The following is a 23,722-nucleotide window of genomic DNA, read 5'->3' as shown; positions in this document are numbered from 1 at the left end:
TACCATGATGGACAATTTACGCGCGGCATCAAGTCACGTCGTGCTCAAGATTATTTTGGGAGTGATTATTCTCTCCTTCGTGCTGACCAGCGTGGGTAACTATCTGATTGGCGGAACCAGCGACTACGCAGCGAAAGTTAACGGCCATGAAATTAGCCGTGCTGAGCTGGAGCAGGCGTTCAGTAATGAACGTGCGCGTCAGCAGCAGCAATTGGGTGACCAGTTCTCACAGTTGGCAGCCAATGAAGGTTACATGCAGCAGGTTCGCCAGCAGGCACTGTCCCAGCTGATCGATCAGGCACTGCTGGCTCAGTATCAGAAAGATTTGCACATCTCGATCACAGATGACCAGGTCAAACAGGCCATCTTTAATCAGGCGGCTTTCCAGACCAATGGCAAATTCGACAACGCGAAATATAACAGCCTGATTGGCAATATGGGCTTCACCGCCGATCAATACGCTGAAGCTCTGCGCAAGCAGTTATCCAACCAGCAGTTGGTTAACGCTATTGCCAATACCGATTTCATGCTGAAAGGCGAAACCAGCAAGCTGGTGGACCTGGTGGCGCAGAAACGTGACATCCGTGAAGCGACAATTGACGTCAACGCGCTGGCCGCGAAGCAAACCGTCACTGATGATGAAATTGCCCAGTATTACAAACAGCATCAGAGCAGTTTTATGGCGGCTGAGCAGTTCCGTGTGAGCTACATCAAACTGGATGCTGCTGCACTGCAAACGACGCCAACTCAAGCTGATATTCAGAACTGGTATGACAGCCACAAAGCGGATTACACCCAACCACAGCGCAACCGCTACAGCGTCATCCAGACCAAAACGCAAGCCGATGCAGATGCACTGCTGGCGCAGTTGAAGAGTGGTGGTGATTTTGCCGCGTTGGCGAAAGCAAAATCCATTGACCCAATCTCGTCGGCTAAAGGCGGAGACATGGGTTGGCTGGAACCATCAACCACACCAGACGAGCTGAAAAATGCAGGTTTAACGCAGAAAGGGCAGCTTTCAGGCGTGATCAAATCTTCTGTAGGCTTCCTGATCGTGCGTCTTGATGATGTGCAACCAGAACAGGTGAAACCACTGAGTGAAGTGCAAGACGCACTGGCCACGAAAGTGAAAGATGAAAAAGCGATTGATGCGTTCTACAAACTGCAGCAGAAAGTCAGCGATGCAGCGAATAACAACAACGCTTCCCTGAGCAGTGCAGAGCAGGTGTCTGGTGTCAAAGCCGTTGAGACCAACTGGTTCGGTCGTGATAACGTGCCACAGGATCTCAACTTTGATCAGGTGAAGAAAGTGCTGTTTGACGGTTCCCTGCTGGGTCAAAACGGCGGTGCCGGTAATAACTCAGACATCATCACCGTTGATGGTGACCGTGCATTTGTGGTTCGCATCAGCGAGCACAAACCGGAAGCGGTAAAACCGCTGGATGAGGTTAAAGCCCAGATCACCGATACGCTGAAGCACGATAAAGCCGTGCAGCAGGCGAAAACTCAGGCAGACAAGCTGCTGACCGATCTGAAAGCCGGTAAACAGGATGCACTGAGCGCGGCAGGTTTAACCCTCAGCGCGACGAAAACCGTGGATCGCAATACGCAAGACAGCATTGTGCAAACCGTGTTCGACCTGCCTCAACCTGCTGCTGGTAAGCCTTCATGGGGTGTCAGCGAAGATATGCAGGGCAACGTGGTGTTGATTGCACTGGACAAAGTCAGTGCGGGCACCATGCCGCAGGCACAGATTGATGCAATGGTAAAAGGTGTAACGGACAACAATGCCCAGTTAGCCTTTGAAGCCCTGCTGCAAAATCTGCGCAAGGAAGCCAAAATCAAATATGGCGATGCTGCGCAGGCCCAGTAAGGCTCGCAGAAATCCTGCAATACACTGCAACAACCAAAGGCCGCTTATGCGGCCTTTTCCATTCTTAATCAAAGCCTTTTGCTGCCTGATTTTTGCTATGTCACTCTCCCTGTGCTGTTTAACACAAGGAGAAACACAGCATGATTAAACGTACCACGTTCGCATTTTACCTCTCTCTGGTACTCAGCGGCGCAGGCTGGCATCAGGCAGCGCTGGCAGTAGAAAAGCCCGCAGCAGCGGCAGCCACTCAGCCACAACCGGCGGATGCCTCTACGGTTGTGAGCATCAATACGGCAACAGCAGAACAGCTGGCGCAGGCGATGCGCGGTATTGGGTTAAAGAAAGCCCAGGCGATTGTCAGCTACCGTGAACAATATGGTCTGTTTAGCCATCTTGAGCAGTTGAAAGAGGTGCCGGGTATTGGTATTGCGCTGGTTGAACGCAATGCAGATCGGCTGAAACTGTGATCCCGCTGGCAGAGCATCAGCAATAAGCCCTTAACTGGACGGACCTCTGCTACGCTGTAGAGGTCCAACCAGTTGAACAACCCGGAGCCTGTGATGCAAACCACCATTAAAGTACGCGGCTATCATCTTGATGTTTACCAGCATGTGAATAACGCTCGTTATCTGGAGTTTCTCGAAGAGGCGCGCTGGCAGTGGCTGGAAGACGTTAATGCGTTTGACTGGCTACAATCGGCGAAGTTGGCGTTTATCGTGGTTAACATCAATATTAACTACCGGCGGCCTGCGGTCATGGGGGATGTATTAGCGATTCGTAGTGCAGTGGCGCAGCTCAACGGGAAGAGTGGCGTTCTCCACCAGCGCGTGACGCTGGCAGAGAGTGATGTCGAGGTGGCTGATGCGGCGATCACGTTTGTCTGTATTGATCTGCGCACGCAAAAAGCGGTGGCACTCGAAGGCGAGTTGCGTCAACGGCTAGAGCAGCTCATGGCGTAAGGCGATGAAGAGCATTTAACCCACAGGTGGGTGCCGTTACTGCAATCCGCTCTTACGTTTCATGCTCGCCATCACGGCCGGTTGATCGGCGAAATAGTTTTCCAGACCGCGAGCACGCAGGTGGCAGGCGGCGCATTCGCCACAACCATCACCCTTGATACCGTTATAACAGGTCAGTGTTTCACTGCGAATCAGTGGCAGTTGCTGCCAGTAGTCGGCCAGTGCCCAGGTTTCTGCTTTGTCTAACCACATCAGCGGAGTCTCAAAGCGGACGTCACGCGCCATCCCTAAGGAAACGGCATGGTTGAGCGCTTTAACAAACTCGTCCCGGCAATCCGGATAACCGGAAAAATCGGTTTCACATACGCCAGTGATCACTGCTTCAGCTTCAACCTGATAGGCGTAAACCGCAGCGAGTGTCAGGAACAGAATGTTACGTCCCGGCACAAAAGTACTCGGCAAACCGCTGGCGTCAGGATCGTAATTAGGCACGGGGATGTTATCCCGCGTCAGGCTACTGACCGCCAGTTCGTTGAGCAGCGTAACATCCAGCACTTTGTGCGCGCGTGCGCCTAACTTGAGTGACAGTTCACGGGCCACGTCGATCTCTTCGCGATGGCGCTGACCGTAATCGAAGGTAACGCAGTGGACTTCATCATACTGCTGTAACGCCTGTACCAGGCAGGTGGTGGAATCCTGACCACCGCTAAACACCACAACGGCTCGTTGCATTGCTGCATACTCCAGAAAAAATTTTCGCCTATGGTACTGTCTGTGAACCGGGATGAACACCCCCGGTTGCGGGGAAGCAGGGCGTGCAGGTCAAGGCTCAGGGTTACATCAATTGTTGCTGCCAGTGGCTGATATCACCAATATGTTGCGCGACCCAGGCCGGATCGTAGTAAGTATCGGGATAGCGTTCGCCGCTGTCACACAGCAGGGTGACCAGAGAGCCTTGCTCACCCTGTTCGCGCATGCGCTGTGCTACCTGCATCATGCCCCAGAAATTGGTGCCGGTTGAAGCGCCGGGACGACGGCCAAGGATGTTCTCCAGGTGCAACATGGCGGCAATGCTGGCGGCATCCGGGACTTTCATCACTTCGTCGATCACATCCGGCATAAACGAGGCTTCGACGCGCGGGCGGCCAATGCCTTCAATACGGCTGCCGCGCTCGGCACACAGTGCCGGATTACGCTGGTGCCAGAAATCATGGAACACCGAAAACTCAGGATCCACGACCATCAGGCGGGTGTTATATCCCTGATAGCGAATATAGCGCCCCAGCGTTGCGGAGGTGCCGCCGGTGCCCGCGCCCATAATCAGCGAGTGGGGCACAGGATGAGGCTCATGGGCCATCTGGCGGAAAATACTCTCTGCGATGTTGTTATTCCCCCGCCAGTCCGTTGCCCGTTCAGCATAGGTGAACTGATCCATAAAATGGCCATTTAACTGGTTGGCGAGGCGAAGTGACTCACTGTAAATCTGTGCCGGATCGCGGACAAAATGGCACTCACCGCCGTAAAACCGGATCTGTTCAATTTTCCGTTTTGCGGTGGTTTCGGGCATGACGGCAATAAAGGGCAGATTCAGCAAGCGAGCAAAATAGGCTTCGGACACCGCCGTGCTGCCAGATGACGCTTCGATGATCGGCGTATCTTGCTTGATCCATCCGTTGACTAACCCATGAAGAAACAGCGATCGCGCCAGGCGGTGTTTCAGGCTGCCACTAGGATGCGTGCTTTCATCCTTGAGGTAAAAATCGATACCCGCATAATCCGCCAGACGAAAGCGAATCAGGTGTGTATCCGCCGAACGTTGAAAATCGGCGTTAATTTCATTAATGGCGTGGCGGACCCAGGAGGTATTCATGACGGACGTTGCTCAAAGTGACAGAACGCATAGTGTAAAGCACGCGACGGAAAACGGGTTTGCTAAATTTCCATTAAAATCGGCTATCAAGAGAAAAATTTTCTCCCGGAGTCCCACATGTTAGATAAAACAGACCGTGCGTTGCTGGCACTGTTGCAGCAAGACTGTACGCTTTCGCTTCAGTCGCTGGCAGATGCGGTCAACCTCACCACCACGCCTTGCTGGAAACGCCTGAAAAAACTTGAAGATGATGGCATCATTCGCGGGCGCGTAGCGCTGCTGGACGGTGAAAAGCTGGGACTCGGTCTGACGGCGTTTATGTTTGTCAAAACTCACCAGCACAGCAGCGAGTGGTATCAGGCCTTTGTCGAAGCCGTTCAGACGCTTCCAGAGGTCATGGCTTTCTATCGTATGGCGGGTGAATACGACTATCTGCTCCGCATTCAGGTGGCAGATATGAAATGCTATGACCGGTTTTATAAACGTCTGGTGAACAGCGTGCCTGGACTCATAGATGTCACTTCCAGCTTTGCGATGGAAGAAATTAAATATACGACGGCACTGCCCGTCACCCTCTGAGCATTGATACTGAGAACAACGCGGTGCGATTATTCAGCCAGTTAAGTTGGTATTTTCTGCGTGAATGGCGTCGTTACCTCGGCGCGGTCGCGCTGTTGGTGATTATTGCCATTTTGCAACTTCTGCCGCCTCATCTGGTGGGGGTTATTGTGGATGGCGTAACACATCAAACGCTGGGCGTTGGGCGTTTAATGATGTGGATTGGCGTGATGCTGTTCACTGCGGTGATTGTTTATCTTCTGCGTTATGTCTGGCGTGTGCTGTTATTTGGCGCGTCTTATCAACTGGCCGTTGAGCTGCGGGAAAAGTTCTACCACCAGTTAAGCCAGCAGCATCCCGCTTTCTATCTCCGTCACCGGACGGGCGATCTTATTGCACGAGCCACCAACGATGTCGATCGCGTGGTGTTTGCCGCCGGTGAAGGCGTGCTCACCCTGGTCGATTCCCTGGTGATGGGGTGTGTGGTGCTGATCGTTATGAGCGTACAGATCAGCTGGGAACTCACGTTGCTGGCGCTGCTGCCTATGCCCCTGATGGCCATTGCGATTCATCGCTACGGTAACCAGCTCCACGCCCGTTTCAAACTGGCTCAGGCCGGGTTTTCTGCGCTCAATGATCAGACCCAAGAGAGCCTGAGCAGTATCCGTATGATCAAAGCCTTTGGCCTCGAAGCACATCAGTCCAGGCTGTTTGCGGACATTGCGCGCGACACCGGAGAGAAGAACCTGCGGGTAGCGCGAGTAGATGCGCGGTTTGACCCGACGATTTATGTCGCGATTGGGTTTTCTAATTTACTGGCGATTGGCGGGGGAAGCTGGATGGTGTGGCACGGTTCCCTGACGCTGGGCCAGCTCACCAGCTTTGTCATGTATCTCGGGTTGATGATTTGGCCGATGTTGGCACTGGCCTGGATGTTCAATATTGTTGAGCGCGGGAGTGCAGCCTGGAGCCGAATTCGTGCGCTGCTGGCGGAAGCCCCTGCCGTCCCTGATGGCAGCAAAACACTGCCTGAACAGCCGGGTACGTTACAGATTGCGATCTGTCAGTTCAGCTATCCGGCCAGCACTGCACCGGTATTGCATCACATCAATTGCCAGCTCAAACCGGGGCAAATGCTCGGGTTATGTGGCCCGACCGGGAGCGGAAAAAGTACGCTATTAAGCCTGATTCAGCGCCATTTTGACCTTATTGAAGGCGAAATTCGTTTCCACAACCTGCCGTTGACAGAACTGCGCATTGATAGCTGGCGGAGTCGTTTGGCCGTGGTCAGCCAGACTGCGTTCCTGTTCTCAGATAGCATCGCCAATAATATTGCGCTGGGTAAACCCCACGCCAGCCTCGATGAGATTCGCCATGTGGCAAAGCTTGCCTGCGTCGATGAAGACATTATGCATCTGCCTCAAGGCTATGACACCGAAGTGGGGGAACGGGGGGTGATGCTTTCAGGTGGACAGAAACAGCGTATTGCCATTGCGCGCGCGCTGCTGGTGAATGCCGAAATCCTGATCCTTGATGATGCGTTATCTGCCGTTGATGGCCGCACCGAACATGAAATTTTACGCAATCTTCGCCAGTGGGGGCGGGGTAGAACCGTGATTATCAGCGCCCACCGCCTCTCTGCGTTGACTGAAGCCAGCGAAATCCTGGTACTGCAACAAGGCAGTGTTGCTCAACGTGGCGATCACCACAGCCTGAGCAGCCAGCCGGGTTGGTATCGTGATATGCATCGCTACCAACAAATAGAAGCGGCTCTGGATGATGACCTGCCTGCGAAAGAGGTGCCATATGGCGAAGCCCACTAAAATTTGGCCCACCCTCAAGCGCCTGCTGGCCTATGGCAATCCGTGGCGAAAATCACTGCTGTTAGCGATGCTGATGCTGTGGACTGCTGCCGCCGCAGAAGTGGCTGGCCCCGCAATGATCAGCTATTTCATTGACCATCTGCTGGCGCGCCATGAAATGCCATGGGGGATGGTCGCCGGTCTGGTCGTGGGGTTTATCCTGCTACAGCTGCTGGCGGCTGGCTTACATTACGGCCAGTCATTGCTGTTTAACCGTGCGGCGATTGGCGTCGTTCAGCGTTTACGCTGTGAAGTGATGGATGCGGCACTGCGCCAGCCGCTTAGCGCTTTCGATACTCAGCCGGTAGGGCAGGTTATTGCCCGCGTCACCAATGATACGGAAGTGATTCGCGATCTGTGGGTGACGGTCGTGGCGACGGTGCTGCGCAGTGCCGCGTTGGTCGGGGCGATGCTCGTCGCCATGTTCACGCTTGACTGGCGTATGGCCTGGGTCGCCATTGCGATTTTCCCGCTGGTCTTCAGCGTAATGCTGATTTATCAGCGTTACAGCACCCCCATTGCCCGCCGCGTGCGCAGCTATCTCGCGGAGATCAACAACGGCTTCAATGAAGTAATCAGTGGGATGAGCGTCATTCAGCAGTTCCGCCAACAGGCGCGTTTTGGCGAGCGTATGAGTGAAGCCAGTCAGTCACACTACCTGGCGCGCATGCAAACGCTGCGGCTGGACGGCTTTTTACTGCGGCCGCTGTTAAGTCTGTTTTCTGCGGTGATCCTCTGCGGCTTGCTGCTGCTGTTCAGTTTTAATGCACCCGGCGTGTTTGAGGTTGGCGTGCTGTATGCGTTTATTACCTACCTCGGGCGTTTAAACGAGCCACTGATAGAACTCACCACGCAGCAGTCCATGTTGCAGCAGGCGGTGGTCTCTGGTGAGCGCGTCTTTGAGCTGATAGATGCGGCGCAGCAGTGCTATGGCAACGATATTCAGCCGCTGTCCAGCGGTCGGATTGAAGTCCGTCATCTTAATTTTGCCTATCGTGACGATCGTACCGTACTCAGTGACGTCAGTGTTACCGTACCCTCACGTAATTTCATCGCGTTGGTGGGGCATACGGGCAGTGGTAAAAGTACCCTCGCGAGCCTGCTGATGGGCTACTACCCTGCATCGAGTGGTGAGATTTTGCTGGACGATCGTCCGATTGGCGATTTATCACACCAGGCGCTGCGGCAGAGTATTGCGATGGTGCAACAAGACCCGGTCGTTCTCGCGGAGTCGTTGTTGGAAAATGTTCGCCTTGGGCGCGATATTGAGGAAGACCAGGTCTGGCAGGCGCTGGAGCAAGTACAGCTTGCCAAACTGGCGCGCGCACTACCGCAGGGGCTGCATACCCGTCTGGGTGAGCAGGGGAATACCCTTTCTGTTGGGCAGAAGCAGCTGCTGGCGCTGGCTCGGGTACTGGTCTCCCTGCCAAAAATCCTGATCCTTGATGAAGCCACCGCCAACATTGACTCTGAGACTGAACAGGCGATCCAACACACCTTACGCCGTTTACGTGAGCACACCACGCTGGTGGTGATTGCGCATCGGCTGTCGACAGTGACAGAAGCGGATTCTATTTTAGTGCTACATCGCGGTCGTGTGGTTGAGCAGGGTAGTCACCATCAACTCCTCGCCGAGCAGGGGCGCTACTGGCAAATGTATCAGTTGCAACAAGCTGGCGATGTGCTGATGACGAGCAATTCCTTAACCTCGACCGGCTAATTGCACCTTTTTCGTCCACACATATCAGACAGTTCTGTATAGATGCACTGATTTGGGCTTTTGAAGCACCAAATCAGTGCATTTTGTGCGGGCTTTCACCACCACCTCCCGCTTCATGCTGTTTCATGTCACAAACCAGGCCGCAAGTCATCTCGCCTGGCCCGAAAATACCCGCATTTATCATTTATGGCACGGCGTTTGCTTATGTTTAACCGTGTCCGGTGTGACTCACAATTTTAACTATCTGGAGGGGATCGTATGAAGCTGGTTACCGTGGTAATCAAACCGTTCAAGCTGGAGGACGTGCGTGAAGCTTTGTCCTCCATTGGTATTCAGGGGCTGACGGTGACGGAAGTTAAAGGATTTGGCCGCCAGAAAGGACATGCCGAACTGTATCGTGGTGCGGAATACAGCGTCAATTTCCTGCCTAAAGTAAAAATTGATATCGCCATTGCTGATGACCAACTGGACGAAGTTGTTGATGTTATTAGCAAAGCTGCCTACACCGGAAAAATTGGTGACGGGAAGATTTTCGTTGCCGAACTGGAACGCGTCATCCGTATCCGTACGGGCGAGAATGACGAAGCCGCACTGTAAAACCTGCTCAGTAAAATGTGATGGGATGAAAAAAATGAATAAAGTCTTCACTAAGTTAGGCCTTACCAGCCTTGCATTGTCACCATCGCTCGCGATGGCTGCTGCACCTGCGGTAGCAGACAAAGCCGATAACGCTTTTATGATGATTTGCACTGCGTTAGTGCTGTTTATGTCTATTCCAGGGATCGCGCTGTTCTACGGCGGATTAATTCGCGGCAAAAACGTCTTGTCTCTGCTGACTCAGGTTGCGGTGACCTTCTCACTGGTGATTGTGCTGTGGGTGCTGTATGGCTACTCGCTGGCATTCAGCACCGGTAACGCGTTCTTCGGTGATTTCCAGTGGGCGATGTTGAAGAACATTGAACTGAAATCCCTGATGGGGACGTTCTACCAGTATATTCACGTGGCGTTCCAGGCTTCCTTCGCCTGTATTACTGTCGGCCTGATTGTGGGTTCGATTGCAGAACGTATCCGTTTCTCTGCGGTGCTGATCTTCGTCGCGGTGTGGCTGACGCTGGCTTACCTGCCGATTGCACACATGGTATGGGGCGGCGGTTACCTGGCGCTGGATGGCGCACTGGACTTCGCTGGCGGTACTGTAGTTCACATCAACGCAGCGGTTGCTGGTTTGGTCGGTGCCTACCTGGTGGGCAAACGTGCTGGCTTTGGTAAAGAAGCCTTCAAACCTCACAACCTGCCAATGGTCTTCACCGGTACAGCGATTCTGTATGTGGGTTGGTTTGGCTTCAACGCCGGTTCTGCTTCTTCTGCTAACGAAATTGCCGGCCTTGCCTTCCTGAATACTGTGGTTGCCACTGCGGGTGCAACGCTCTCCTGGACCTTCGGCGAGTGGGCTGTTCGTGGTAAGCCTTCACTGCTGGGCGCCAGCTCAGGCTTCATCGCGGGTCTGGTAGGTATTACCCCGGCTTGTGGTTATGTGGGTGTAGGCGGTGCGCTGATTATCGGTCTGGCTGCTGGCCTGGCAGGTATCTGGGGTGTGACCACCCTGAAGAAATGGCTGCGCGTGGATGACCCTTGTGATGTGTTCGGTGTACACGGCGTCTGCGGCATCATGGGTTGCGTAATGACCGGTATCTTTGCCTCTTCTTCACTGGGTGGCGTTGGCTACGCGGAAGGTGTGACGATGAGCCATCAGGTCTGGGTGCAGTTGTTCAGCTGTGGTGTGACCATCGTCTGGTCTGCTGTCGTTGCATTCATCAGCTTTAAAGTTGCCGATATGATTGTAGGCCTGCGTGTACCAGAAGATCAGGAACGCGAAGGTCTGGATGTTAACAGCCACGGCGAGAACGCTTACAACCAGTAAGTGCCGTGGATGGGAAATGCAGTGCGCTAAAATAAAAACCGAGGGGGCGATAACGCCCCCCATTTTTTTTACTCTTCCCGTTGGCGCATAACGCCTTCCTGCACCGTAGAAGCCACCAACTCTCCCTGCTGGTTATAAAACTCGCCTCGTACAAACCCACGCGCACCAGAAGCAGAAGGGCTAGTGATGCTATACAGCAGCCATTCATTGAGATTAAAGGGACGATGGAACCACATGGAGTGGTCGATGGTCGCCACTTGCATATCCCGTTCGAGGAAGCCTTTGCCGTGTGGTTGCAGCGCCACCGGTAGGAAGTTAAGGTCGGAAGCGTAGCCCAACAGATACTGATGGATACGTCGATCTTCCGGCAAGCTACCATTGGCGCGGATCCAGAGCTGACGTGCGCCTTCAGCAACATGGCCTTTGAGTGGGTTATAGAGCTGTACCGGTCTTATCTCCAGCGGCCGTTCTGCGAGGAACTTTTCACGCACTTTAGGCGGGATCAAATGTTGGATCTGCCTTGCTGCGTCCTGTTCCGAGGGCAGATTATCGGGCCCTGGCACCTGAGGCATTTGCTGCTGGTGTTCAAAGCCGCTTTCCGGCGACTGGAAAGAAGCTGTCATATAGAAAATCGGCTGACCGTGCTGAATTGCACTGACGCGCCGTGCGCTAAAGCTTTTACCATCACGCAGGGTTTCAACGTCATAGACGATTGCTTTCTGGCTATCGCCAGGGCGCAAAAAGTAGCTGTGGAAGGAGTGGATAATACGATCTTCCGGTACCATCTGTTTGGCGGCATACAACGCCTGTCCCACCACCTGTCCCCCAAATACCTGACGTAATCCTAAGTCTTCACTCTGGCCACGAAACAGCCCTTCTTCCAGCTTTTCCAGCTGCATTAGCGCCAGTAAATTTTGTAGTGCCTGACTCATGGCAAGTTCCTCTTGATTGGGATGGGATAAGCCTCTCAGATCAGACCAGTTTCCGTCAATCTTCCGTGTCAGGGCGTACTCAGATTCGGCTTACAGGCAGAACAGGGATTGTTGTGCCAGAATTAATCACATACAGCGAGTGAAGCGCTGCATTTTAACATTCGCTGGTAATGCTCATTTGGTTCATAAGGAGACGACATCAATGAAACTCTGGCAAGTGATGAGTGGGGTTATTATCGTGGCGGCGATTGCTGGCTGCGCCGACAAAAGCAAACCAGTGCCGACCCCAACGCTGGGCTCGACGGTAGCGGGGCAACCTTCCACTATTGCACAACCCAACGTGAGTGGTAGCGTCTATATTCGTCAGCGCGTGGCCCTGCCACCGGATGCAGTACTGACTGTGACGCTGTCTGATGCTTCAATCGCGGATGCACCTTCTCGCGTGCTGTCTCAGCAGGTGGCATTTACAGGAGGCAAACAGGCACCTTTCAGCTTTGTCCTGCCGTTCAAACCTTCAGATATCCAGCCTAACGCGCGTATTTTGTTGAGTGCTGCGATTACCGTTCAAGGTCGCATGATATTTGTGACGGACAGCGTGAAGCCTGTGATCAACCAGGGCGGCACCAAAGCAGAGCTGTTGTTAGTCCCGGTTCCGCAGATGGCGATACCGACACAGTCAGGTGCTGTAACCAGTGTGCCTTCTACTTCACCTACGATGATCACCCCTTCAGCATCGATTCCGGCACCGACAAGCCTGCAATAATCGGTAAAAGGTTTAACGCCCCGTGCAGGGGCGTTTTTTATGGCTGCCAGCGATAGTGCTGTAGGGAAAGTTTCCCGTCATCGCTGACTTCAATCCCTTCCGCAGCTAGCGCATCGCGCTGACGCAGCAGGTCATCTCCCTGCTGTGAAATCTTGCCGGTGCTGTTAATGACCCGATGCCAGGGCAAGCGGCTGCCTTCAGGAAGACGCCGGAGTACACCGCCCACCTGACGCGCTGCGCGAGGCGATCCGGCCAGACGAGCAATATCCCCGTAGGTGGTCACTTTACCGGGCGGGATCGCGGCAATAATTTGCCAGACACGTTCCTGAAAACTGAGGTGTTCCATAAAGATTCCTGCTGTGAGAAGCCGCTGATTTTACCACGCCAAGCGCTGGATTTCGTTGGGTTGTTCAAGAAAACAACGTTCGTCCGGCTTACCCTTGCAATTGCCAGCACCTTCCCTGATAATGCCCCCGCTCTTGCAAGAGAGCACCTCAATGGGGACCCTGTTGGTTCTCCCGCAATGCTAACTCGTGAACTCGGTCAGGTCCGGAAGGAAGCAGCCGCAGCGAGCGACGCGTGTGCCGGGATGTAGCTGGCAGGGTTCCCACCCAAATCTCCCCTGAATGTCTATTTCCCCCTGATTGATATTTCCTCCTCTACAATGTTGCTACTGTCATTGAGATTTCGGCTGGCTTTACGGCTGCTATTGAGGATTATTGCGTGTTTATTCGCCAACTTGAGTATCTGATCGCACTGGAGAAGTATCGTCACTTTGCTAAAGCCGCTGAAAGCTGCTTTGTTTCTCAACCCTCATTGTCGGTCGCGATTCGCCAGTTGGAAGATGAACTGGGGTTGACCATTATTCAACGTCAGCGCCGTTTTCTTGGCTTTACGCCAGAAGGGCAGCGGGTACTGGAGTGGGCAAGAAAGACACTCTCCTCACTGGATGGACTGAAGCAGGAAGCCGCGTTTGCGCAGAGCGTAGCGGGCGGACACATTACCCTCGGCACCGTCCCTTCAGCACTGCGTGCCGTTTCACGACTTGCTGCGGAGTTCCGCCGCGCCATTCCCGGACTGACGCTGGAAATTGTCTCTCTCAGCACGCGTGAAATTCAGCGCCGTTTAGTGCATCAAGAGCTCCATCTTGGTCTGGCCTATTCCGGGGAGATGGAGGAGAGCCTGGTGAGCCAGCCGCTCTATGCCGAACGTTTTGTGCTGGTTTGTGGGCGTAAAAGCAGTCTGTTGCCGCGTACCACGCTCAGCTGGCAGGCGCTGGCTGCGTTGCCATTGTGCCTGCTGGATTCGGAAATGCAGAACCGGCGTATTATTGATGAAGTTTTTCAGCAGGCGGGCATTGTGCCGAATGTGGTGCTGGAGACGAATAACATCAGTTTGTTATACGAGATGGTGCAGGAAGGGGATCTCTACAGCATCATGCCAATCAGCGCTATTCCGGCCTATCTCCTCAATAATTCCGAAATGATGATCATGCCTGTCACGCCGTTTTCCACGCCGCAGCTTAATCTTTTGCGTTTACGTCAGGATAATTCCCCGGCCGTGCTGGAAGCCGTATGGAAAATCAGCCAACGTCTGAATATTGCCCAGCAATTTGATGAAGAGGCTGCCGCTGAGCGCTATAGCCTGCAACTATCAAGCGATATTAACAATGAATTGGAGGGATAAGGCGTAAAGCGCAACACTGTCTGTGTAACGCAACTGTTACTAACATGGTTTTTAAATGTAAAATCAGACAGCTCGCAGGAGACAAGAATGTCTAAAATACTTTGCGTACTTTATCCCGATCCGGTTAGTGGTTTTCCGCCAGTTTATGCCCGTGATGCCGTTCCACAAATTAAGCGTTATCCTAACGGGCAGACAACGCCCACGCCGCATGGCGAGTTAGGTTTTACTCCAGGCGAATTAATCGGGAGTGTTTCCGGGGAACTGGGATTACGCGCTTATCTTGAAAGTCAGGGGCATGAGCTGATCGTCACCAGTGATAAAGAAGGCGCTGACTCTGTATTTGAACGCCATCTGGCGGATGCGGATGTGGTCATTTCCCAGCCATTCTGGCCGGCGTATTTAACCGCTGAGCGCATTGCGAAAGCGAAAAACCTTAAATTAGCCCTGACGGCAGGGATTGGTTCTGACCATGTTGATTTGAAAGCGGCATCAGAGCGGGGTATTACCGTCGCGGAAGTCACCTTCTCAAACTCTATCAGTGTGGCTGAACATGTCGTTATGACCGCACTGGCGCTGGTGCGTAATTATTTGCCATCACATCAGTGGGCGAATAACGGCGGCTGGAATATTGCCGACTGTGTGACGCGCAGTTATGACATTGAAGGCATGCAGTTTGGCACCCTGGGGGCTGGGCGCATCGGTCTGGCGGTATTGCGCCGCATGAAACCGTTTGATGTACAGCTCCACTACTATGATCCGCATCGCTTACCGGCAGAAACCGAGCAGGAATTAAATCTGACCTATCACGAAACGCCGGAGTCACTGGTTGCGGTTTGTGATGTCGTTAACCTGCAAACACCGCTCTATCCTTCAACCCAGGGCTTTGTAGATGCTAAATTCCTGGCACGCTTCAAACGTGGCGCTTATCTGGTCAACACCGCGCGTGGCGCGCTCTGCGACAGAGACGCTATCGCCGATGCACTGGAGTCAGGCCAGCTTGCAGGCTACGGTGGGGATGTCTGGTTCCCGCAGCCAGCGCCGGTCGATCACCGCTGGCGTCGAATGCCACATCAGGGTATGACCCCACACATCTCCGGCACATCGCTGTCTGCCCAGGCACGTTATGCTGCTGGCACACTTGAGATTTTGCAAAACTTCCTTGAAGGCAAAGCCATCCGCGAAGAGTATCTGATTGTTAATGGCGGGAATCTGGCGGGTGCCGGTGCTAATGCTTACAAGTTAGTCTAAGCGTTAACGTTAATTAACTGGGTGGCCACCCGAACAACATCACGCTCTCTTCGCCTGGGGCCGATCCTGTGCCGGCAGGCGAGGGGATGTGTGAGTAACATAATGTATTAACAGCGTTTAGTGTGGCGGTGATTAACGAACAAATTTCCATACCGAACTAGGGATTTTGTCGTACAGCTTGTTCATCGTCAGTTCTGCCAGGCGATGATCGGCAGCTGAATAAAATACAGCCAGTTCATCATCGTTAAGTTCATACTTGTTTTTCTCAATCACGCGTTCCAGAGTGTCGATTGAACGACAGCGTCTCAGGCGCATCAAATAATCAGTTTTGGTAAGGGCTTGTGTGCTCATAAATAAACCGTTCTCAGTGTCAAAAAGTGCAAGCTATATGGAGTGACTAGGTTGCTGAGGAAAAGCGCACTCATCGATAAACAGATTAAATAACCGGCGGCCCGTCCGCTGCCAGCGCTGTAGATCTTGCGTGTTAATACCGTAATTGCTAAACAGCATAAAGGTATCGTCAAGATATTCATCGATTTGTGTAATCAGTTCTTCGTCTTCTGTGTGTTTAATTTTGTAGTTCATAGTAAATGAGGCGATATGTTCAATCAGCTCATTTAACTGCAAATTACTCTCTGAAGTGGGATCGTTAACCCAGCCATGATGACTGTCGGTCAGGGTTGCCATGCTCTCATCGAACAGACTTTCACACAGGAATTTCAGCTGAGCGATATCATGCCGTTTTGGTGAGTATTCGTCCATCTTTTTCCCCTCCATAGCAAACATAGTAACCGTAATTCGGCGAGATAAGGAAAACAGCCAGGGAGCAATTTGGGTACAACTCAATGAATGAATAAATTAACTGTAGAACAAAAGCATTAGTTACGCTCAAGATCATTACGAAATATTACAATTCATCCGCTGTGCCTGGACGCTGATTATCAACCACTTCAAAGTGCAGAGCACCTGCATGAACGTTAAAAGTGACTTGCTCCTCACGCCGCGTTACTTCATTTAGATCTAAGCATGGACTAAATAAATTCCATTCGAAATCATAAAACATTTTAAATCTGTTGGTCGTGACTTGTTCGACAGATTTTACGCGAAAACTATTTTCATTCAGCTGGGCATTTTCAGAATACCACTGTAAATCACCGACTAATGCCGAGGCTATTTTGGGAATATTCCGCTGAATCAGTATTTTTAATTTTTCGCTGTCATTTTCATCAACAGCAACGTCGCAGGGTAAGGTAACTGTCATCAAGCCTCCACGTTAGTCTGGCTTACCTTCATCATTGACCTGCCAGACCCACTTTTCAAGTGGGAAGTGTCTATCTATGCGATTAAATATTTTAGTCTCCCTGCCATGGTGTGCGCATCCCCTGAGTTCTCTGGCTTTGGGGTTATCTTTTGCAACATTTTAGGGTCTTTCATTTTGCCTTGAAGTGGGTAGAATGTTTGTTATGTTATAACGTTTTTGGTGTAAGTATGAATCACAGCGGCCTGCTTTTGTCTCTCGGTGAGCGTCTTCTGATTGCCCTGGTACTGACTGGATTGTTGTCTTTATTAATGTGGTGGGGCATTCATTAATGATCGTGTTTCGTGATTTAAAAGCGGGTTATCAGGGCAATGCGGTGACGCCATTGATCAATGGTCGCCTGGCGGAAGGCAGCATGACCGCGCTGGTGGGGGCGAATGGTACGGGGAAATCGACCTTATTAAAGACCATCGCAGGATTGATGCCGCCCATAGAAGGGCGCTGTGATTTGCATTTTTCCCGCCGTGATTTGGGCTGGCTGCCACAGCGTACCGAGTTAGAAACACGTTTTCCGGTGACGGCCTACGAACTGGCTGCCATGGGATGCTGGCCGCGCTGTGGCTGGTTTGGTGGCATCAACCGTGCCATGAAGCGTGAGATCTGGCAGGCGCTTGAAGCCGTACAGATGGCAGATTTTGCCGATGCGCAGCCGTCCACCCTGTCCGGTGGTCAGCTGCAGCGCGTGCTGTTTGCCCGAATGATGCTTCAGCGCAGTCGCGTGTGGCTGTTGGATGAGCCCTTCAATGGCATTGATGCGCAGACCATTGAGTTATTGATGTCTATTTTGCAGCAACAGCAGGCAGCGGGGACCACCTTGTTGGTGGTACTGCACGACCGTGCGTTGGTGTCGCGCTATTTTACCGATGTGCTGAATATGGATGATGCGGCTTTTTTGCAGGCTCCGGTTAAACCGACACCGCTACGGAGTGTTGCTCTGTGACGTTGATCCAACCTTTCATCGAATATGGCTTTATGCGTCGCGCACTGGTGGCTTGTATTGCGCTGGCAGTGAGCGCCACTCCGCTAGGCGTGTTCCTTTCTCTTCGTCGTATGTCGCTCATGGGTGATGCGTTATCCCATGCTGTGTTACCCGGTGCGGCAATCGGCTACCTGATTTCCGGTCTCTCTCTGGTGGCTATGGGCATTGGTGGTGTGATTGCCGGTCTCGCCGTGGCGTTACTTTCGGGCGCTGTCAGTCGGTTTACCCCGCTGAAAGAGGACGCCAGCCTGTCCGGTTTCTACCTTGGCTCGCTGGCGCTAGGGGTCACGTTAGTTTCCCTGCGTGGTTCGAGCGTTGACTTGCTCAACGTTTTATTTGGTTCTCTGCTGGCGGTTGATAACAGTGCTTTGTTACTGGTGGGCTTTATTGCCGTCTTTACACTGTTCATGCTGGCCGTCATTTTCCGTCCGTTGGTGATTGATGCCTTTGACCCTGACTTTTTGCGATCGCAGGGAAAATGGGGCGCGCCCCTGGTGCACGGTATTTTTCTGTTGTTAGTCGTGATGAATCTGGTGGCGGGATTCCAGGTACTGGGCACGTTGATGTCGGTCGGGCTGATGATGCTGCCTGCCACCAGTGCGCGGTTCTGGAGCCGCCATCTGGCATGGATGTTAGTGATTGCGATGGGACTGGCTATCGTCTCCGCGTTCACTGGCCTGACGTTGTCCTGGTATCTGTCGTTACCGGCAGGGCCCGCTGTGGTACTGAGTGCCGCGGTGCTGTTTTTTGTTTCTGTATTGGCAGGACCATGCGGTGGCATGTTGCGCCGCCGCTAATTCAATATTAAGGGGATTGTATGAAGAAGTTACCGCTGAGCCTGGCGATTGGTGCCATGCTGTTAAGCCCGTTGACCATGGCAAAGACGGTGAATGCCGTAGCCAGTTTTACTGTGTTAGGCGATATCGTTAAAGAAGTTGGCGGTTCGCATGTGAATGTTAAGAGCCTGGTGGGACCGAATGGTGATCCGCATACCTTTGAGCCAACGCCAAAAGATAGCCAGGAACTGAATCAGGCTGATGTGGTGTTTGTCAGCGGTCTGGGCCTGGAAGGTTGGTTAGATCGTCTGGTGAAAGCTTCAGGTTATAAGGGCCATCCGGTTGTGGCATCTACGGGGATTTCCACCCGTAAAATGGTCGATGATGGTGAAACCATTACCGATCCTCACGCGTGGAATAGCATGGCAAACGGCGTGGTGTATGCCACCAACGTGATGAATGCGTTGATCAAAGCCGACCCTGAAGATGCCGCAGATATCCGTAAGAGCGGTGAGCGTTATATTCAGCAGTTGCAGCAGTTAGACAGCTGGGCGAAGCAGTCATTTGCAGCGATCCCGGCGGAAAAACGCAAAGTGTTGACCAGCCACGATGCCTTTGGGTATTTCGGTCAGCGTTATGGCGTTGAGTTTAAGGCACCTGTTGGTTTCTCTACGGAAGCTGAAGCCAGCGCCAGCGATGTTGCCGCTCTGATTAAGCAGCTGAAAGCTGAGCACATCAACACCTATTTCATGGAGAATCAGACGGACCCACGTCTGGTGAAGCAGATTGCTTCAGAAACAGGAGCACAGGCGGGCGGAGAGCTGTATCCAGAAGCGTTGTCTGAAGCTAATGGCCCAGCCCCAACTTATGTTGCTGCCTTTAAGCATAACGTTGAGCTGATGCTGGCAAGCATGAAGTAATACTCTGATATCCCTGCCCAGCTACTGGGCAGGTTTTTTTGTTGTCTGATGTTCAAACAAAAATTCAAAACGGCTTCTCAGCAATAAAAAAAAGGCCGGGGATTTCCCCGGCCAATGTTCACGACACATCCTAACGTTTTTTCTTTCTTCCCTGAACCGCCTTAAAGCGCGGGTTAGTCTTACAAATGACGTAGATACGTCCTTTACGACGCACGACTTTGCAATCTGGATGGCGAGTTTTCGCCCCTTTGAGTGAACTGAGGACCTGCATGTGCTGCTCTCCTGTTATTTACTAGCGAGGAAGCTGCCGAAGCGTTTGTTGAAGCGCGCGGTGCTGCCTTCTTTGGCGAATTCACGTTGTTTCCCGGTGTAGAACACGTGGGATTTTGATGAGACGTCAAGCGCCACATACGGCAGGGTCTGACCTTCAAACTCAACGGTACGGTCAGTTTTGATGGTGGACCCTACTTTGAAGTACTCATCCGCAGTGGTGTCATGGAAGACGACAGGGCGGTAGTGGGGATGGATATTTGGTTTCATCACGAATGCCTTCATGTAATGTTATAATATAACAATTATGCCGGGGTTACGGTTTGATTGCAACCCTGTGTTTTGTGATGTTGTTTGCGGGAGAGGGGGCTCGTTCTGTGACGTATGTGATAACTGTGCCGCACATCACTGACATAAAGGCACGGACGATGCCCCGCACATCACTGACATAAAGGCACGGACGATGTCCCGCACATCACTGACATGAAGGCACGGACGATGTCCCGCACATCACTGACATAAAGGCATGTACGATGTGCCGCGCATCACTGACATAAAGGCACGGACGATGCCCCGCACATCACTCACATGAAGGCGGGGATGGTGGGGAGTAGAGTAAAGCTTCCGCTGCATGGATGCAGCGGCAGAGCCTCCAGGGAGGATTCACGGCGTCTTTACGGCACTCCCCACCATCTGCGACTGGAACGCACGAACACCCGCCGCACCGTGCCAACCTGAAACGCACGAACACCAGCCGCACCACCCCAAACTGAAACGCACAAACACCGACCGCACCGTACCAACCTGGAACGCACGAACACCAATCGCACCTTGCCAGTCTGCCATGCACGAACATCAGCCCAATAAAAAAGGCCGCTTGCGCGACCTTTTTACGATTAACTTCAGGCTATCAGTGATGATCGACCGGATGGCCTTTTTCCAGCTCGCCTTTCTGCTTGCTGAAACGACGACGCACCACCACAAAGAACACAGGCACGAAGAAGATTGCCAGTGCGGTAGCGGTCACCATCCCGCCCATTACGCCAGTACCTACGGCGTTCTGTGCGCCGGAGCCGGCACCGGTGCTGATGGCCAGTGGCAGAACCCCGAGGATAAATGCCAGGGAGGTCATCAGGATCGGACGTAAACGCATCCGTGAAGCTTCCAGCGTGGCTTCCACCAGGCCTTTCCCTTCTTTATCCATCAGATCCTTGGCGAACTCGACGATCAGAATGGCGTTCTTCGCCGACAGACCTATGGTGGTTAACAGCCCCACCACAAAGTACACGTCGTTACTCAAGCCGCGCAGGGTGGTGAACAACAGCGCACCCACAACACCCAGTGGCACCACCAGCATGACAGAGAACGGAATCGACCAGCTCTCATACAGCGCTGCCAGACACAGGAACACGACAATCAGTGAAATCGCATACAACGCCGGTGCCTGGTTGCCTGACAGACGTTCCTGATAAGACATACCGGTCCAGTCGAAGCCAATACCCGCAGGCAGCTTCGCCGCCAGTTGCTCCATCAGATCCATCGCCTCACCGGAGCTCTTGCCTGGTGCAGCCTGACCGAGCAGCTCCATTGAAGGCAAGCCGTTATAACGCTCCAGACGTGGCGAACCATATTGCCACTGCGCAGAAGAGAAGGCCGCAAACGAAACCATCTCGCCGCTGCTGTTACGGACATACCACTTATTCAGGTCATCCGGCAGCATACGGGAGTGGGCTTCACCCATCACATACACCTTCTTCACACGGCCACGGTCAACAAAGTCATTAACGTATGAACCGCCCCATGCCGCACCCAGCGTAGTATTGATATCGGACAGAGAAACGCCCAGTGCCTGTGCTTTCTCCTGATCGATAATCAACTTGTACTGCGGTGTATCTTCCATACCGTTCGGACGCACACCAACCAGCGTATCGCCATGCTGGGCAATCATGCCAAACAGCTGGTTACGCGCTGCGGTCAACTTCTCATGACCGAGGTTGCCCTGGTCAATCAACTCAAAGTCAAAACCGGTGGCGTTACCCAGTTCGATAATGGCTGGCAGGTTGAACGGGAATACCATGGCATCTTTGATCTGACCCAGTGCCTGCATGGCACGGCCCGCGATGGCTGGCACCTTAGAATCTGCGCTGCTGCGCTCATCCCAAGGCTTCAGGCTGACGAAGGCGATACCGGTGTTTTGTCCACGACCGGCAAAACCAAAGCCGTTAACGGTAAATACAGAGTTAACGTTGTCTTTCTCTTTGGTCAGGAAGTAATTGGTCACCTGATCTAGGACTTTTTGGGTACGTTCCTGCGTTGCGCCAGCAGGCAACTGCGCCTGAGCCAACAGCAGCCCCTGATCTTCTTCCGGTAGGAAGGAAGAGGGAAGCTTAAGGAACAACCATGCCATACCCACTACAATCACCAGATAGATCACCAGATAGCGGCCAGTGCTGCGAACGATGTGACCTACGCTATCCACGTAGTGGTTCGTGCTCTTATCGAACACCCGGTTAAACCAGCCGAAGAAACCGGTGGTTTTGCCGTGGCTGCCTTTCTCAATCGGCTTCAGGATCGTGGCGCAAAGTGCCGGGGTCAGAATCAATGCCACCAACACCGACAGCACCATCGCTGAAACGATAGTGATCGAGAACTGACGGTAAATTACCCCGGTGGAGCCACCGAAGAAGGCCATCGGGATAAATACCGCAGACAACACCAGGGCGATACCGACCAGCGCACCCTGAATCTGCTCCATCGAACGGCGCGTGGCTTCCTTCGGCGGTAGGCCCTCTTCTGCCATTACACGCTCGACGTTTTCCACCACCACGATGGCATCATCCACCAACAGGCCGATGGCGAGCACCATCCCGAACATCGTCAGGGTGTTTATCGAGTAACCAAAGGCACTGATAATGGCGAACGTCCCCAGCAGAACCACTGGCACCGCGATCGTTGGGATCAGCGTGGCGCGGAAGTTTTGCAGGAACAGATACATCACCAGGAACACCAGCACGATGGCTTCAAACAGGGTTTTCACCACTTCGAAAATCGAAATTTTCACAAATGGCGTGGTGTCGTACGGATACACCACTTTCATCCCGTGTGGGAAGAACGGCGACAGCTTAGCCAGCTCGGCTTTTACCGCCGCAGCGGTATCCAGCGCATTCGCACCGGTGGCCAGCTTGATACCGATACCGGAAGCCGGTTTACCGTTATAGCGTGCAATGATCTCGTAGTTTTCACCACCCAGTTCAATCTTTGCCACATCACGCAGGCGAACTTGCGAACCGTCGCTGTTCACTTTAAGCAGGATGTTGCCAAACTCCGCCGTCGAGGTGAGACGGGTCTGTGCAATGATCGAAGCATTTAACTGCTGACCAGGCGCAGGTGGAGAACCCCCCAACTGACCGGCAGCCACCTGGGCGTTCTGTGTATCCAGCGCGCTGATCACATCCACCGGCGTCAGTGAATAGTTGTTCAGCTTATGCGGGTCCATCCAGATTCGCATCGCGTATTGCGCACCAAAGATCTGTGTGTCGCCCACCCCAAGAGTACGACTGATAGGATCTTTAATGTTCGAGGCCACATAGTCCGCAATATCGTTCTGCGTCATGCTGCCATCTTCGCTCACGAAGCCTGCAACCATCAGGAAGCTGCTGGAGGATTTCTGAACCTGAATGCCCTGTTGCTGAACTTCCTGCGGCAGCAGCGGCATCGCCAGTTGCAGTTTGTTCTGTACCTGCACCTGCGCGATATCCGGGTTGGTGCCGGACTGGAAGGTCAGCGTCAGCTGCAGTGTCCCCGAAGAGTCACTGTTCGAGGACATATACATCAGTCCGTCGATACCATTCATATTTTGTTCGATCACCTGAGTAACCGAGTCTTGCAGCGTTTTCGCATCAGCACCTGGGTAGGTCGCACGGATCTGAACCGCCGGTGGAGCAACTTCTGGGTATTGCTCAATCGGAAGTTTCAGAATCGATAGCGCACCTGCCAACATGATGATGATGGCGATGACCCATGCAAAGATGGGGCGATCGATAAAGAACTTAGCCATGTATTAACGG

At 53.0% G+C, this 23,722-nt stretch carries 25 protein-coding genes and 1 other RNA gene; 15 read left to right on the top strand and 11 right to left on the bottom strand.

Annotation, left to right across the window (positions count from 1 at the left end; all coding sequences use genetic code 11):
- The first annotated feature begins 4 nt into the window (after positions 1-4).
- The 3 genes from ppiD (at position 5) to F3J40_RS17500 (ending at position 2,832) form a co-directional block, all read left to right on the top strand.
- On the top strand, positions 5-1,873 hold the full coding sequence (ppiD, locus tag F3J40_RS17510; RefSeq protein ID WP_167016601.1) for a peptidylprolyl isomerase: 1,869 nt from the start codon (positions 5-7) through the stop codon (positions 1,871-1,873).
- A 140-nt stretch (positions 1,874-2,013) separates the two neighbouring features.
- Complete coding sequence (locus F3J40_RS17505; protein ID WP_167016599.1) at positions 2,014-2,340, top strand: ComEA family DNA-binding protein; 327 nt, start codon at positions 2,014-2,016, stop codon at positions 2,338-2,340.
- Positions 2,341-2,433: 93 nt separating this feature from the next.
- Positions 2,434-2,832: an acyl-CoA thioesterase gene (locus tag F3J40_RS17500; protein ID WP_167016597.1), complete on the top strand. Its 399-nt coding sequence runs from the start codon at positions 2,434-2,436 to the stop codon at positions 2,830-2,832.
- Between the two features lie 36 nt (positions 2,833-2,868).
- Here the strand turns inward: F3J40_RS17500 and queC are convergent, their stop codons facing one another.
- Together queC and F3J40_RS17490 are read right to left on the bottom strand one after the other, a co-directional pair.
- Positions 2,869-3,564, bottom strand: coding sequence for a 7-cyano-7-deazaguanine synthase QueC (queC, locus tag F3J40_RS17495; protein WP_017347869.1), 696 nt, complete (start codon positions 3,562-3,564; stop codon positions 2,869-2,871).
- 103 nt (positions 3,565-3,667) lie between these two features.
- Positions 3,668-4,702, bottom strand: a complete 1,035-nt coding sequence (locus F3J40_RS17490; protein WP_167016595.1) for a PLP-dependent cysteine synthase family protein — start codon at positions 4,700-4,702, stop codon at positions 3,668-3,670.
- Positions 4,703-4,819: 117 nt separating this feature from the next.
- Between F3J40_RS17490 and F3J40_RS17485 the strand changes: the two genes are divergently transcribed.
- The 5 genes from F3J40_RS17485 to amtB all read left to right on the top strand — a co-directional run bounded on the left by F3J40_RS17485 (position 4,820) and on the right by amtB (position 10,763).
- A complete protein-coding gene (locus F3J40_RS17485) occupies positions 4,820-5,281 on the top strand; it encodes an Lrp/AsnC family transcriptional regulator (RefSeq protein ID WP_017347866.1) in 462 nt (153 codons plus the stop codon).
- Between the two features lie 23 nt (positions 5,282-5,304).
- Complete coding sequence (locus F3J40_RS17480; protein ID WP_167016593.1) at positions 5,305-7,083, top strand: SmdA family multidrug ABC transporter permease/ATP-binding protein; 1,779 nt, start codon at positions 5,305-5,307, stop codon at positions 7,081-7,083.
- Complete coding sequence (locus tag F3J40_RS17475) at positions 7,067-8,842, top strand: SmdB family multidrug efflux ABC transporter permease/ATP-binding protein (RefSeq protein WP_167016591.1); 1,776 nt, start codon at positions 7,067-7,069, stop codon at positions 8,840-8,842. Before F3J40_RS17480 ends, F3J40_RS17475 begins: the two co-directional genes overlap by 17 nt.
- Positions 8,843-9,100: 258 nt before the next feature.
- Positions 9,101-9,439 (top strand): P-II family nitrogen regulator, encoded by a 339-nt coding sequence (gene glnK / locus F3J40_RS17470; protein ID WP_017347863.1) that lies wholly within the window; start codon positions 9,101-9,103, stop codon positions 9,437-9,439.
- A 34-nt stretch (positions 9,440-9,473) separates the two neighbouring features.
- Positions 9,474-10,763 carry an ammonium transporter AmtB gene (gene amtB / locus F3J40_RS17465; RefSeq protein WP_017347862.1) on the top strand — a complete coding sequence of 430 codons (1,290 nt, stop codon included), beginning with the start codon at positions 9,474-9,476 and terminating at the stop codon, positions 10,761-10,763.
- A 68-nt stretch (positions 10,764-10,831) separates the two neighbouring features.
- Here the strand turns inward: amtB and tesB are convergent, their stop codons facing one another.
- Positions 10,832-11,695, bottom strand: a complete 864-nt coding sequence (gene tesB, locus F3J40_RS17460) for an acyl-CoA thioesterase II (RefSeq protein WP_167016589.1) — start codon at positions 11,693-11,695, stop codon at positions 10,832-10,834.
- 202 nt (positions 11,696-11,897) lie between these two features.
- Here tesB and F3J40_RS17455 point away from each other — a divergent pair, with 202 nt between their 5' ends.
- Entirely contained in the window at positions 11,898-12,458 is a 561-nt protein-coding gene (locus tag F3J40_RS17455; protein ID WP_167016587.1) for a YbaY family lipoprotein, read from the top strand.
- A gap of 37 nt (positions 12,459-12,495) precedes the next feature.
- Here F3J40_RS17455 and F3J40_RS17450 read toward each other — a convergent pair whose 3' ends face one another.
- On the bottom strand, positions 12,496-12,804 hold the full coding sequence (locus tag F3J40_RS17450; RefSeq protein WP_017347859.1) for an MGMT family protein: 309 nt from the start codon (positions 12,802-12,804) through the stop codon (positions 12,496-12,498).
- Positions 12,805-12,965: 161 nt separating this feature from the next.
- Between F3J40_RS17450 and ffs the strand changes: the two genes are divergently transcribed.
- The 3 genes from ffs (at position 12,966) to F3J40_RS17435 (ending at position 15,392) form a co-directional block, all read left to right on the top strand.
- An RNA gene (ffs, locus tag F3J40_RS17445) (signal recognition particle sRNA small type) lies at positions 12,966-13,062 on the top strand.
- Positions 13,063-13,181: 119 nt separating this feature from the next.
- On the top strand, positions 13,182-14,144 hold the full coding sequence (locus tag F3J40_RS17440; protein ID WP_167016585.1) for a LysR family transcriptional regulator: 963 nt from the start codon (positions 13,182-13,184) through the stop codon (positions 14,142-14,144).
- 87 nt (positions 14,145-14,231) lie between these two features.
- The gene (locus F3J40_RS17435; RefSeq protein WP_167016583.1) at positions 14,232-15,392 is read left to right on the top strand and encodes an NAD-dependent formate dehydrogenase; all 1,161 of its coding nucleotides are present in this window, start codon (positions 14,232-14,234) and stop codon (positions 15,390-15,392) included.
- 132 nt (positions 15,393-15,524) lie between these two features.
- On the opposite strand, the gene hha is transcribed toward F3J40_RS17435, so the two are convergent.
- From hha to F3J40_RS17420, 3 genes are all read right to left on the bottom strand, one after another.
- Positions 15,525-15,743 carry a hemolysin expression-modulating protein Hha gene (gene hha / locus F3J40_RS17430; protein WP_017347856.1) on the bottom strand — a complete coding sequence of 73 codons (219 nt, stop codon included), beginning with the start codon at positions 15,741-15,743 and terminating at the stop codon, positions 15,525-15,527.
- Positions 15,744-15,776: 33 nt separating this feature from the next.
- The gene (gene tomB, locus F3J40_RS17425) at positions 15,777-16,154 is read right to left on the bottom strand and encodes an Hha toxicity modulator TomB (RefSeq protein WP_017347855.1); all 378 of its coding nucleotides are present in this window, start codon (positions 16,152-16,154) and stop codon (positions 15,777-15,779) included.
- A gap of 145 nt (positions 16,155-16,299) precedes the next feature.
- Positions 16,300-16,653 carry a hypothetical protein gene (locus tag F3J40_RS17420; protein ID WP_167016581.1) on the bottom strand — a complete coding sequence of 118 codons (354 nt, stop codon included), beginning with the start codon at positions 16,651-16,653 and terminating at the stop codon, positions 16,300-16,302.
- 328 nt (positions 16,654-16,981) lie between these two features.
- Here F3J40_RS17420 and F3J40_RS17415 point away from each other — a divergent pair, with 328 nt between their 5' ends.
- Genes F3J40_RS17415 through F3J40_RS17405 form a run of 3 tightly spaced genes read left to right on the top strand, consistent with a single transcriptional unit; the run spans position 16,982 to position 19,385 of the window.
- Positions 16,982-17,650, top strand: coding sequence for a metal ABC transporter ATP-binding protein (locus tag F3J40_RS17415; protein WP_017347853.1), 669 nt, complete (start codon positions 16,982-16,984; stop codon positions 17,648-17,650).
- Positions 17,647-18,486: a metal ABC transporter permease gene (locus F3J40_RS17410; protein WP_017347852.1), complete on the top strand. Its 840-nt coding sequence runs from the start codon at positions 17,647-17,649 to the stop codon at positions 18,484-18,486. Before F3J40_RS17415 ends, F3J40_RS17410 begins: the two co-directional genes overlap by 4 nt.
- A 20-nt stretch (positions 18,487-18,506) precedes the next feature.
- Entirely contained in the window at positions 18,507-19,385 is an 879-nt protein-coding gene (locus tag F3J40_RS17405) for a metal ABC transporter substrate-binding protein (RefSeq protein ID WP_167016579.1), read from the top strand.
- Positions 19,386-19,515: 130 nt separating this feature from the next.
- Here the strand turns inward: F3J40_RS17405 and ykgO are convergent, their stop codons facing one another.
- The 4 genes from ykgO to F3J40_RS17385 form a co-directional block, all read right to left on the bottom strand.
- Complete coding sequence (ykgO, locus tag F3J40_RS17400; RefSeq protein ID WP_071524402.1) at positions 19,516-19,656, bottom strand: type B 50S ribosomal protein L36; 141 nt, start codon at positions 19,654-19,656, stop codon at positions 19,516-19,518.
- Positions 19,657-19,670: 14 nt separating this feature from the next.
- A complete protein-coding gene (locus F3J40_RS17395; RefSeq protein ID WP_167016577.1) occupies positions 19,671-19,925 on the bottom strand; it encodes a type B 50S ribosomal protein L31 in 255 nt (84 codons plus the stop codon).
- Positions 19,926-20,318: 393 nt separating this feature from the next.
- Positions 20,319-20,501 carry a hypothetical protein gene (locus F3J40_RS17390; RefSeq protein ID WP_167016575.1) on the bottom strand — a complete coding sequence of 61 codons (183 nt, stop codon included), beginning with the start codon at positions 20,499-20,501 and terminating at the stop codon, positions 20,319-20,321.
- 64 nt (positions 20,502-20,565) lie between these two features.
- Entirely contained in the window at positions 20,566-23,712 is a 3,147-nt protein-coding gene (locus F3J40_RS17385) for an efflux RND transporter permease subunit (RefSeq protein WP_167016573.1), read from the bottom strand.
- Positions 23,713-23,722: the final 10 nt, after the last annotated feature.

Origin of the sequence: Candidatus Pantoea multigeneris (assembly GCF_011752615.1) — a bacterium.
Classification (GTDB): Bacteria; Pseudomonadota; Gammaproteobacteria; order Enterobacterales; family Enterobacteriaceae; genus Pantoea; species Pantoea multigeneris.
This window is presented reverse-complemented; position numbering and strand designations above follow the sequence as displayed.